The organism is Streptomyces mobaraensis NBRC 13819 = DSM 40847 (genome assembly GCF_017916255.1).
GTDB lineage: Bacteria > Actinomycetota > Actinomycetes > Streptomycetales > Streptomycetaceae > Streptomyces > Streptomyces mobaraensis.
In genome coordinates this window covers 2504824-2516676 of record NZ_CP072827.1, presented here as the reverse complement: position 1 = coordinate 2516676, position 11853 = coordinate 2504824, and the positions used below count along the sequence as shown (strand labels likewise).

Genomic DNA, 11853 nt, shown 5'->3' with positions numbered 1-11853 from the left:
ACTTCCCTCGGTAGTGCTTCTCGCCCCGTCGGCCCCGTCCAGCTCGGACGGGGCCGACGGCGTCAACGGGCGAGTTCGGGGAAGACGTCTCGTTTGAGCGTCGCTGAAATAGGACGTGAGTACGAGAAGGGGCCCTGGCGGGTTTGCGGGGCCCCTGTAGCACGTACTCTAGGTAGCAGTACGACCGCTCTCACGAAGGACAGACCACTGGGCAAGCGACAGCCCGAAGGCCCGCCGCCCGCACCCGCGGTGCAGCGCATCCGCCTCCGCTACACCAAGCGCGGCCGCCTCCGGTTCACCAGCCACCGTGACTTCCAGCGCGCCTTCGAGCGGGCGCTGCGCCGGGCCGAGGTGCCCATGGCGTATTCGGCCGGCTTCACGCCGCACCCCAAGGTGTCGTACGCCAATGCCGCACCCACCGGCACGGGCAGTGAGGCCGAGTACCTGGAGATCCAGCTCGCCGAGGCGCGCGACCCCGCGCTGCTGAGGGAGCTGCTCGACGAGTCGCTGCCCGCCGGGCTCGACATCGTCGACGCGGTGGAGGCACGGACGTCCTCCTTCGCCGACCGGCTGGAGGGCTCCCTCTGGGAGCTGCGGCTGGACGGGGTGGAGGTCGCCGACGCCGAACGGGCCGTGGCGGCGTTCCTCGCGGCGGAGACCGTGGAGGTCGCGCGCCGCACCAAGAACGGGATGCGCACCTTCGACGCGCGGGGTGCCGTGTGCCGACTCGAGGCCGTGGCCGCTCCGGCCGATAGGCCCGGTACCGGTGCCTGTGCGATACTGCGGCTGGTTGTTCGGCATTCGACACCCGCCGTTCGACCCGACGACGTCCTGTCCGGGCTCCGCGCCACGGCCGACCTGGCGCCGCCGGTCCCCGCTGCGGTGACCAGGCTGGCGCAGGGGCCGCTCGACGATGAGACCGGAACGGTGACCGATCCGCTCGCGCCCGATCGCGACGCTGCCACGGCCGTTTCATCACCGGCCGCCGGCGCGGCGACGGCGGCGGGCGGACCAGCGTAAGGACGCGTCGCGCGCCGCCGGTGCACCAGGGAGCCTCCCCGGTCCGGTACGGCGCATTGACCAGGAGACTTTCGCCGGTGCCGCAGATCGGACCCGGCGAGCGAGACGACAGCTCCCGTGCGGCGACCGCGCCCCGGACGGCGGTACCGCGCACATCACGCGGGCCGGCGGGCCGGAATCCGGCGCGGCGCCCGGGAGCGTGACGGGAGAACCGCCCGCATGCTCGAACCCACTGAGCCCATGGAATCCGGGAACGCGCACGACGCGCCCGGGAACGACACCACCCCCGCGCCGGCCGCCGCCGGCGCGACCGGGAGCCCCAGCGACACGCTGCCGCCGCGCCGCCGTCGCCGGGTGGCCTCCCGCCCGGCCGGCCCGCCGGTGACCGGGGCCACCGCCGACGCCTCCCCGGCGTCCGAGGCGCATGACGCGCCCGAGGCCCCTGAGGCGGCCGCTCCGGCGCGCTCCCGCCGCCGCGCGGCCCGCGCCACCTCCACGCCGCCCGCCGAGGCGGCGGCCGAGACCACCGCTCCCACCGAGGCGCCCGCCACTCCGGCGCGCCCGCGCCGCCGTGCCGTCCGCAAGTCCGGGGGCCCGGCCGAGGGCGCCGCCCAGCAGCCCGCCGCCGAAGCGAGTGCCGACGCGGGTACCCCCGCCGAGACCGCCGCCGAGGCGCCCGCCGCTCCCGCGCGTCCGCGCCGGCGTGCCGTCCGCAAGGCCACCAGCCCCGTCGTGAGCACGGGCGAGGCGTCCACGGCGGCCGAGCCGACCGCCGAGCCCGAGGCAGCGCCCGCGCCCGCCGCCGAGGCGGAGGCCCCGGCGCGTCCGCGTCGTCGCGCGGTCCGTCGGGCCGGCGCTCCGGCGGGTCCGCCGCGTGCCGCGGCCGAGGCCGGCGTGATCGCCGACCCGGCCGCCGCGCCCGCCGCCGAGGCCGTCGAGTCCGTCGGGTCCGTTGAGGAGGCCGCGCCCGCCGCGCCGCCGCGTGCGCGCCGCCGCGCGGTCCGTCCGGTCGCCGCGCCCGCCGCCCCGGTCGAGGACGAGGTCGAGGAGTCGGAAGAGCTGGAAGAGCCGGAAGAGGCCGAAGAAGCAGTCGAGGCCGAGGAGCCGGCGGAGGCCGTCGAGGCGCCCGTCGAGCCGGCGCGTCCGGCGCGGTCCCGTCGCCGGGTGACCCGTGCGGCCGGCAGCGCCGCCGCCGAGGCCGCGCCGGAGCCGGTCGCCGAGGCCGCCGAGCCCGTGGCCGAGGAGCCGCGGGCCCGCCGCTCCCGCCGTCGGGCCGGTGCCGTCGAGGGCGCGGAGGCGCCCGCCGTCGAGTCGGCCGCCGCCGAGGAGGAGCCGCGGGCCCGCCGTACGCGCCGCCGTGCCGTGAGCGCCGAGACCGAGCAGCAGGCCGCCGCCGAGGCCGCCGCGCCGGTCGAGGAGGCCGCCCCGGGCCGTACGCGGCGCCGCGCGGTGCGTCCGCCGACCGCCGTGTTCCAGGCCCCGGTCTTCACCGAGCCGATGTTCCAGACGCCGGAGTCCGCCGCCGCCGCGTACGCGGCCGAGGAGCGGACCGTCGAGGAGCCCGCGGCGGAGGAGACGGAGCAGGCGGAGCCCGCGACGTCCGGCCGTCGCCGCCGGCGCCGTCGGGGCGAGCCCGCCGAGGCCCCCGAGGTCGCCCAGGCCGTCGTGACCGCCGGTGAGCCCGAGGCCACGGAGGCCGAGGAGATCGAGGCCGCCGAGGGCGCTGCCGAGGACGAGGAGCAGGGCGAGCGTCCCTCGCGCCGTCGTCGCCGGGGCGGCCGTCGCCGTCGCCGCGGCGAGGCCGCGGACGTCGAGACCGAGGGCGAGGAGCCGGAAGAGGCCGAGGAGGCCGAGGGGGCCGAGCAGGCCGACGACGAGGGCGCCGAGGCCGAGGAGTCCGGTGCCGAGCCCGGCGGTTCCGCGACCGCGGGCAGCCGGCGTCGCCGCCGTCGCCGCCGCCGGTCCGGCGAGGCGATGGAGGAGGCGAACGGCACCGACGACCCGGAGCGCACCGTCGTCAAGGTCCGTGAGCCGCGCGACCGCCTCAAGGAGGGCGGCACCGGCTTCGACGAGGTCCAGTCCATCAAGGGCTCGACCCGTATGGAGGCCAAGAAGCAGCGCCGCCGCGAGGGCCGCGAGCAGGGCCGCCGCCGGGTGCCGATCATCACCGAGGCCGAGTTCCTGGCGCGCCGCGAGGCCGTCGAGCGCGTCATGGTCGTCCGCCAGAACGGCGATCGGACGCAGATCGGCGTGCTGGAGGACAACGTCCTCGTCGAGCACTTCGTCAACAAGGAGCAGGCCACCAGCTACGTCGGCAACGTCTACCTGGGCAAGGTCCAGAACGTGCTGCCGTCGATGGAGGCCGCGTTCGTCGACATCGGCAAGGGCCGCAACGCCGTGCTCTACGCGGGCGAGGTCAACTTCGACGCGCTCGGCATGGGCAACGGCCCGCGCCGCATCGAGTCCGCGCTGAAGTCCGGCCAGTCCGTGCTCGTCCAGGTCACCAAGGACCCGATCGGCCACAAGGGCGCCCGCCTGACCAGCCAGGTCTCGCTGCCCGGCCGCTACCTGGTGTACGTGCCCGAGGGCTCGATGACCGGCATCAGCCGGAAGCTGCCCGACACCGAGCGGGCGCGCCTGAAGCAGATCCTCAAGAAGATCGTCCCCGAGGACGCCGGCGTCATCGTGCGCACCGCGGCCGAGGGCGCGAGCGAGGACGAGCTGCGCCGGGACGTCGAGCGGCTGCAGGCGCAGTGGGAGGACATCCAGAAGAAGTCCAAGATGATCTCCACCAGCTCGCCGAGCCTGCTGTACGGCGAGCCGGACATGACCGTCCGGGTGGTCCGCGACATCTTCAACGAGGACTTCTCCAAGGTCATCGTCAGCGGCGAGGGCGCCTGGGAGACCATCCACGGGTACGTCTCGCACGTCGCGCCCGACCTGGTGGACCGGCTGCAGAAGTGGACGTCGGACGTCGACGTCTTCGCCACGTACCGGATCGACGAGCAGCTGATGAAGGCGCTGGACCGCAAGGTGTGGCTGCCGAGCGGCGGTTCGCTCGTCATCGACCGGACCGAGGCGATGGTCGTCGTCGACGTCAACACCGGCAAGTTCACCGGCCAGGGCGGCAACCTGGAGGAGACGGTCACCAGGAACAACCTGGAGGCGGCCGAGGAGATCGTGCGCCAGCTGCGGCTGCGCGACCTCGGCGGCATCATCGTGATCGACTTCATCGACATGGTGCTGGAGTCCAACCGGGACCTGGTGCTGCGGCGCCTGCTGGAGTGCCTGGGCCGGGACCGGACGAAGCACCAGGTCGCCGAGGTGACCTCGCTGGGCCTGGTGCAGATGACCCGCAAGCGGGTCGGGCAGGGGCTGCTGGAGTCCTTCTCCGAGTCGTGTGTCCACTGCAACGGCCGTGGCGTGATCGTCCACATGGACCAGCCGACGTCGGTCGGCGGCGGGGGCGGCGGCAAGCGCGGCAAGAAGCGGGGCGGCGGCAAGGGCGCTGGGGCTCCGGAGGCCGTGGAGTCGGTGGAGACCGCCGAGTCCGCTGAGCCCATTGAGCCCGCCGAGTCCGCCGAGGAGACGCTTGAGGCGCCTTCCGCGCCCGAGCTGGAGCCGGCCCCGGTGACCGAGGCGGAGCTGGTGCCGTCGGTCGGCGGCGGCGAGGACGAGTGGTTCTCCAGCCCGGCCGAGGCGGAGGCCGCGGCGGCGTCCCGAGGCGGCCGTGGCCGTCGCCGGGCGACCCGCAAGGCGTCCGCGCCGGCGGGAGCGCCGAAGCGGGCCGCGCGTGCGGAGCGGGCCGCGGAGGCCGAGCGGGCCGAGGCGGAGGTCGTCGTGGAGCCGGTCGCCGAGCCGGTCGTGGAGCCGGTGGCGGAGGCCGCTGCCGAGCCGGTCGCTGAGGTCGCCGCCGAGCCGGTGGCGGAGCCGGTCGCCGAGCCCGTCGTCGAGCCCGTCGTCGAGCCCGTCGTCGAGCCGGAGCCCGCTCCGGCCCGTCCGCGCCGTCGTGCCACCCGGAAGGTCACCGCTCCGGCGGGGCCGCCCGCGGGTGCCGAGGAGGCGGCCGTGGTCGTCGTCACCGCCCCCGCGGCGGTCGAGACCGCTCCGGAGGCCGTCCAGCCGTCCGCGGTGGCCGAGACCGCCGAGGCTCTGGTGACGCCGGAGACGCCGGAGGCGGCCGACGAGACGGTGGTGGAGGAGCCCGAGGCGGCTCCGGTCAAGAAGACGGCCCGTAAGACGGCCGCCAAGAAGGCCACCACCAAGAAGGCGGCCGCCGCGAAGAAGACGACCACTGCCAAGAAGGCTGTGGCCAAGAAGACTGCTGCCAAGTCGACTACCGCGAAGAAGGCGGCTACGACGAAGAAGGCGGCCACGAAGAAGACCGCCGCGAAGAAGGCGCCGGCCAAGAAGGCCGCGGCCTCGGAGGCTTCGGAGGAGTAAGGGTTCGCCCTGGAAGGGCGGGATGGGGGTTGCCCCTGTCCCGCCCTTTCGCCGTTTCTCGCAGGGGCTCTGCCCCCGCGCCCCCGAAACCGCGCTCCGCGCGGTTGTCCTCAAGCGCCGAACCGGCTGAGTGGGGCCCGGTTTGACCCCTTGCCCGGGGGCCCGTAACCTTGCCATTCGGCGTCTGTACGCCTACCCCTGAGCAAATCCCTCCCGGTCCGCCGGGAGAGGCCGCTCGTCCACTCGGACAGCACGGGCTCCGCCCGTCTGAGCGGCTGGCATCAGAGGTCCCGATTACTAGCGAGAGTGAGATCCGCGTGTACGCAGTCGTGCGTAGCGGTGGTCGTCAGCACAAGGTTGCTGTCGGCGACATCGTCGAGGTTGACAAGATTTCCGACGGCAAGGTGGGCGACCAGGTCGAGCTCTCGACGCTGCTCGTCGTCGACGGCGAGTCCGTCACCAGCGACCCGTGGGTCCTGGCGGGCATCAAGGTTCAGGCCGAGATCGTGGACCACCACAAGGGTGCCAAGATCGACATCCTGAAGTACAAGAACAAGACCGGTTACCGCAAGCGGATTGGTCACCGCCAGCAGTACACCGCGCTGAAGATCACCGGCATCCCGACGGCCGCGAAGTAAGGGACTGAGGAGACATGGCACACAAGAAGGGCGCATCGTCCACCCGGAACGGTCGCGACTCCAACGCTCAGCGGCTCGGCGTGAAGCGCTTCGGCGGTCAGGTCGTCAGCGCCGGTGAGATCCTGGTCCGCCAGCGCGGCACCCACTTCCACCCGGGTGCCGGTGTCGGTCGCGGTGGCGACGACACCCTGTTCGCGCTGAACGCCGGTGCGGTGCAGTTCGGCACGCACCGTGGCCGCAAGGTCGTCAACATCGTTCCGGTCGCCTGATCTTCCGATCACGGTTTCCGTAGAGCGATACAGCGAGGGCGGACCTCCCTTCCCCTGCGGGGAAGCGGGTCCGCCCTCGCTGCGTTACAACAGACAAATCCCCACCTACGTATCGGAGGCACCCCGCTATGACCACCTTCGTGGACCGCGTCGAGCTGCATGTCGCCGCGGGTAACGGAGGCCATGGCTGCGCCTCCGTGCACCGTGAGAAGTTCAAGCCGCTCGGCGGCCCGGACGGCGGCAACGGCGGTCGCGGCGGCGACGTGATCCTGGTCGTCGACCAGTCCGTCACCACGCTGCTGGACTACCACCACAGCCCGCACCGCAAGGCCACCAACGGCAAGCCCGGCGAGGGCGGCAACCGCTCCGGCAAGGACGGCCAGGACCTGGTCCTGGCGGTGCCGGACGGCACCGTCGTGCTCGACAAGCGCGGGAACGTGCTCGCGGACCTCGTCGGCCAGGGCACCACCTTCATCGCCGCCCAGGGCGGCCGCGGCGGCCTCGGCAACGCGGCGCTCGCCTCGGCCCGCCGCAAGGCGCCCGGCTTCGCGCTGCTCGGCGAGCCCGGTGACGCGCAGGACATCGTCCTGGAGCTGAAGACCGTCGCCGACGTGGCCCTCGTCGGCTACCCGAGCGCCGGCAAGTCCTCGCTGATCTCGGTGCTCTCCGCCGCGAAGCCCAAGATCGCCGACTACCCGTTCACCACGCTCGTCCCCAACCTCGGCGTCGTGACGGCCGGCTCGACCGTCTACACCATCGCCGACGTCCCCGGTCTCATCCCCGGCGCCAGCCAGGGCAAGGGGCTGGGCCTGGAGTTCCTGCGGCACGTCGAGCGCTGCTCGGTGCTTGTGCATGTGCTGGACACGGCGACGCTGGAGTCCGAGCGCGACCCGCTGAGCGACCTCGACGTCATCGAGGCGGAGCTCAAGGAGTACGGCGGTCTGGAGAACCGGCCGCGGATCGTCGTCCTCAACAAGGTCGACATCCCCGACGGCCAGGACCTCGCCGACATGATCCGCCCCGACCTGGAGGCCCGCGGCCTGCGCGTCTTCGAGGTGTCGGCCGTCTCCCGGCAGGGCCTGAAGGAGCTGTCCTTCGCGCTCGCCGGCATCGTCGCCGAGGCGCGCGCCGCCAAGCCGAAGGAGGAGGCGACGCGCATCGTCATCCGGCCCAAGGCCGTGGACGACGCGGGCTTCACCGTCACGCTGGAGGACGACGGCATCTACCGGGTGCGCGGCGAGAAGCCGGAGCGCTGGGTGCGGCAGACCGACTTCAACAACGACGAGGCCGTCGGCTACCTGGCCGATCGCCTCAACCGCCTCGGCGTCGAGGAGGAGCTGATGAAGGCCGGTGCCCGCGCGGGCGACGGCGTCGCCATCGGCTCCGAGGACGACGCGGTCGTCTTCGACTGGGAGCCGACGATGGCGGCCGGTGCGGAGATGCTCGGTCGGCGTGGCGAGGACCACCGGATGGAGGCGCCGCGGCCGGCGGCGCAGCGGCGGCGGGACCGGCAGGCCGAGCGGGACGAGGCGGAGCAGGAGTATCGGGGGTTCGACCCGTTCGCGTAGGGGCGCCCTGCGCGGGGGCGGGACTGGGGTGTGGTGCCCCGGTCCCGCCCCTTCGCCGTTTCCTGGGGCTGCCGCCCCAGACCCCGCTGTCGCGGCTTCGCCGCTCGTCCTCAAACTCCCCCAGAGGGGGCACCCCCAACGGGCTGAATTCAGCCCGTTGGGGGTGCCCCCTCTGGGGGAGTTTGAGGACAACCGCGCGGAGCGTGGTTTCGGGGGCGCGGGGCACTCCCCGCAGAAACGGCGAAAGGGCGGGCCCGGGGCACAAACCCCGAACCCGCCCTCCGCGCTTCGCGCGGAAACCGCGTCAGCGCCCCTGTGCGGGACTGAACCAGTCGCCCCCACCCGGAGCGGCGGGGGCCGCGCCGTCGTCCGGCAGAGCGGCGCCTGCCGCCTCCCGCTGGCCCGGGATCTCCGACGCCGCCGCCCGAGCGGCGACCCGCGCGGCGCGCTCGTCCGCCGCGCGGGCCAGGTCCAGGGCCGCCTGGTTGAAGCGGACCAGGGACGGCGGGTCGGACGGGCCCAGGAGCTGGACCTTGAGCTGGGCGCGGGCCTCGGCGAGGCGGTCCAGGCGCGGGTCGCGGACCGCGGCGAGCAGCGCGCGGACCCCGGACGCGTCGGGCGTCAGGATGGTGGCCGCGGTGACGGTCGGGAAGTTCGCGAGGAACTCCTCCTCGCTCATGCCGCTGGTGTTGGCCACCGCGTACGGCTTCTCGCTGATCAGGTAGTCGGAGACGACGCTGGAGACGTCGCTGATCAGCACGTCGGCCTGGTTGAAGCAGCTGTACAGCGCCGGCCGCGGGCCGGTGACGATCTGGTGCTCCCACTCGGGCAGCGAGGCCCAGTACGCCGCCTCCCAGGCGGCCGTGGCGGCCTCGACCGCCGCGGACCGGCCCGGCTCGGGGGCGGTCTGGACGAGCATCCGCTCGGCCTCGTCCACGCTGGGGCGGAAGGTGCTGGTGGTGAGCGCCTGGAGTTCGGCGGTGAGCCGCTCCAGCTCGGCGGCGGCCTCCGGGCCGGGGCGCGGGCCCTGACGCCGCTCGTTGGCCTCGCGGATCATGTCCTTGATGCGGCGGTTCGCCTCGCCCGCGCGGGGGTCGACGGAGCCGGTCATCGGGTGCGGCTTGTAGAGCAGCCGGACGGCGGGGTCGGCGAGCAGCTCGCGGACGATGTTCTCGCCGGCCAGCATGACCGAGGTGTTGCCCGGGTTGCCGTCCCAGCCCTCCCAGGTGGGGGCGTACAGCACGGTGGTGAACGGGCGCGTCGGGGCGCCCGCGTACGGCTGGATCGGGGCGAGCTGCGGGCGGCCGACCTCGACGACGTCCCGGTCGTCGACGCCGATGTCGGCGAGCTGGTAGCGCTCGCGCGCGGCCGGGCCGGCGACCCAGATCTCGTCGTACGCCTTGGAGTACGGGTTGCAGCTGGAGAGCTTGTCGCTCTCGCCGTGGTTGATGAACGCGTGCTTGATCGACGGCATCCGCAGGACCTGCGAGGTCTTGCCGGAGTTCGACGGGTGCAGCAGCACCTTCAGGGTCGACTGCTCCAGGGCCATCAGGTGGTGGACCTTGGGGATGCAGACGATCGGGATGTCGGTCGCGTCGATCTTCTTCACCATGAAGCGCTCGCGCAGCACGATGATCGGCTTGCCGTCGAGCTGGGCGAGCGTGGAGAGCCACATGTTCGCCTGGTAGGCGGAGCTGGTGCCGCCGGAGAAGTACATGCCGACGGTCGGCCGGTACTCGGCCAGCCAGCGGTCGAGCCACTCTATGGCCTGCTCGTCGGTGGCGATCCGCTTGGCCGGACGCAGCCAGCTCGCCAGGTACAGCAGCCCGCCGGCGGCCAGGACCAGGGCCAGGCCGACGCCGGCCATGGCACCGGCGGCCTTGCCGGTGCCCACGGTGACCAGCAGGCCGAGCGTCGCCGGGACGGCGAAGCGGACCAGGCGGCGGCCGTGCTGGCGGGCCAGGATGCGCGGCGGGGCGGCGGTCAGGTGCAGACCGGACGCGTCGATGTTGCGCGTCACGAACGGCAGGGTGCGCGAGCGGCGGACCAGGATCGCGACGGCCTGGCAGCCGAGGTGGGCCGCGTAGAAGAGGACGACGCCGACGAAGACCGGCGCGTAGTCGCGCAGCGAGCCGTCGTCGTGCAGCCGCAGCAGCCCCAGCATGATCACCATGTCGCGCAGCAGCTGCCGCACCATGACGTCGAACCGGACCTTGCCGAGCAGGGCGAGCAGACCGGGGTCGCGGTGCTGCAGATAGAGATCGAGCGCGAGGCCCGCCGCCGAGGTGGCGATCAAGAGCGGCACGTTGGGCAGCAGCGCGCCCACGAGCTGGAGTACGAACGACACCAGCATCGTGAGTAGCGCCGCGGCCTGTACGGCTCGGCGGGGGACTGTTCCGGCAGGCACTGGGCGGGCTCCTGGCAGGAGAACTGAAGGATCGGGATGGACCGGGTCGGACACGTCATGGGACAACGGTCGGGACAACGGCCGCAACCGACCGTATGACGGCCGCTGGGCCAGGAGCAATCTTCGGTCACGGCAACCGTCACAAAATAGGGTCGAACGACCACAATCGCCAGACGGTAGATTGGCCGCTCCCAGTGGGAGACGGGCCGCGCCGGCACGGCGTCGGCGGGCGAGAGCAGAGGTGCGGAGCACGGTGCGGGCAGGGACGTCGGAGGAAACGGTGACCGGAGTGGACGGAGGGATCCGGCCGGAGGTCACCGGCGCCCGCAGGATCGTGGTCAAGGTGGGCTCGTCCTCTCTCACCACCGCGGGCGGGGGACTGGACGCCGACCGGGTTGACGCGCTCGTCGACGTCCTGGCCCGGGTGCTGGACGATTCCGCGGCCGCGAAGGAGATCGTCCTCGTCTCGTCCGGCGCCATCGCCGCCGGTCTCGCGCCGCTCGGCCTCGACCGGCGGCCGAAGGACCTCGCCCGCCAGCAGGCCGCCGCCAGCGTCGGCCAGGGGCTCCTGGTCGCCCGCTACACCGCGTCCTTCGCCCGCTACGGCCGCCGGGTCGGGCAGGTGCTGCTGACCACCGACGACACCAGCCGCCGCGCGCACTACCGGAACGCCCGGCGCACCCTGGACCAGCTGCTGGCCATGGGCGCGGTCCCGGTCGTCAACGAGAACGACACGGTGGCCACGGACGAGATCCGGTTCGGCGACAACGACCGGCTCGCCGCCCTCGTCGCCCACCTCGTCCGCGCCGACCTGCTCGTCCTCCTCTCCGACGTGGACGGCCTCTACGACGGCGACCCCAGCACCCCGGGCACCTCGCGGATCGCCGAGGTCACGGGACCCGCCGACCTGGAAGGCGTCTCCATCGGCAGCGCCGGCAAGGCCGGTGTCGGCACCGGCGGCATGGTGACCAAGGTCGAGGCCGCCCGGATCGCCGCCGCCGCGGGCATCCCGGTCGTCCTCACCTCCGCCAGCCGCGCCGCCGACGCCCTCCTCGGCCGCCCCACCGGCACCCTCTTCCACCGCACCGGCCGCCGCTCCGCCGACCGTCTGCTGTGGCTGGCGCACGCCTCCACCCCGCGCGGCGCGCTCACCCTGGACGACGGCGCGGTGCGCGCGGTGGTCCAGGGCACCGGTTCGCTGCTGCCGGCGGGCATCGCGGCCGTCGAGGGCGAGTTCAGCGCGGGCGACCCGGTCGAGCTGCGGGACGGCGCGGGCCGCGCGGTGGCCCGCGGGCTGGTGACCTACGACGCGGGGGAGATCCCGCGGCTGCTCGGCCGCTCCACCCGGGACCTGGCCCGGGAGCTCGGGCCCGAGTACGAGCGCGAGGTCGTGCACCGGGACGATCTGGTCGTTCTCCACCCCTGAGCCCGCCTGAGGCCGGCGTCGTCCCGACGGCGCCGACGGCTCGGGTGGGGACCCGGCGGGGAAAGGTACGGCATTCGGGCGG

Annotated in this window: 7 protein-coding genes; 6 read left to right on the top strand and 1 reads right to left on the bottom strand. The window is 73.7% G+C overall.

All coding sequences use genetic code 11. The annotated features are described in order from the left end of the window. The first annotated feature begins 249 nt into the window (after window positions 1-249). From J7W19_RS10540 to obgE, 5 genes are all read left to right on the top strand, one after another. Window positions 250-1020, top strand: coding sequence for a TIGR03936 family radical SAM-associated protein (locus J7W19_RS10540; protein WP_004950916.1), 771 nt, complete (start codon window positions 250-252; stop codon window positions 1018-1020). A gap of 219 nt (window positions 1021-1239) precedes the next feature. Beyond that, window positions 1240-5463 carry an Rne/Rng family ribonuclease gene (locus J7W19_RS10535; protein WP_004950918.1) on the top strand — a complete coding sequence of 1408 codons (4224 nt, stop codon included), beginning with the start codon at window positions 1240-1242 and terminating at the stop codon, window positions 5461-5463. Between the two features lie 317 nt (window positions 5464-5780). Beyond that, window positions 5781-6101: a 50S ribosomal protein L21 gene (gene rplU, locus J7W19_RS10530; RefSeq protein ID WP_004950921.1), complete on the top strand. Its 321-nt coding sequence runs from the start codon at window positions 5781-5783 to the stop codon at window positions 6099-6101. Between the two features lie 14 nt (window positions 6102-6115). Further along, the gene (gene rpmA / locus J7W19_RS10525) at window positions 6116-6370 is read left to right on the top strand and encodes a 50S ribosomal protein L27 (protein WP_004950923.1); all 255 of its coding nucleotides are present in this window, start codon (window positions 6116-6118) and stop codon (window positions 6368-6370) included. Between the two features lie 128 nt (window positions 6371-6498). Next, window positions 6499-7938 (top strand): GTPase ObgE, encoded by a 1440-nt coding sequence (obgE, locus tag J7W19_RS10520; RefSeq protein WP_004950925.1) that lies wholly within the window; start codon window positions 6499-6501, stop codon window positions 7936-7938. A 304-nt stretch (window positions 7939-8242) separates the two neighbouring features. Here the strand turns inward: obgE and J7W19_RS10515 are convergent, their stop codons facing one another. After that, entirely contained in the window at window positions 8243-10291 is a 2049-nt protein-coding gene (locus tag J7W19_RS10515) for a hypothetical protein (RefSeq protein WP_004944469.1), read from the bottom strand. A 343-nt stretch (window positions 10292-10634) separates the two neighbouring features. Between J7W19_RS10515 and proB the strand changes: the two genes are divergently transcribed. Beyond that, window positions 10635-11771: a glutamate 5-kinase gene (gene proB / locus J7W19_RS10510; RefSeq protein ID WP_004944466.1), complete on the top strand. Its 1137-nt coding sequence runs from the start codon at window positions 10635-10637 to the stop codon at window positions 11769-11771. Window positions 11772-11853: the final 82 nt, after the last annotated feature.

Bases quoted from the DNA above. Each gene is read 5' to 3' on its own strand.
- J7W19_RS10535 (WP_004950918.1), top strand. From the start codon at position 1,240: ATGCTCGAACCCACTGAGCCCATGGAATCCGGGAACGCGCACGACGCG.
- rpmA (WP_004950923.1), top strand. From the start codon at position 6,116: ATGGCACACAAGAAGGGCGCATCGTCCACCCGGAACGGTCGCGACTCC.
- obgE (WP_004950925.1), top strand. From the start codon at position 6,499: ATGACCACCTTCGTGGACCGCGTCGAGCTGCATGTCGCCGCGGGTAAC.
- J7W19_RS10515 (WP_004944469.1), bottom strand. From the start codon at position 10,291: ATGCTGGTGTCGTTCGTACTCCAGCTCGTGGGCGCGCTGCTGCCCAAC.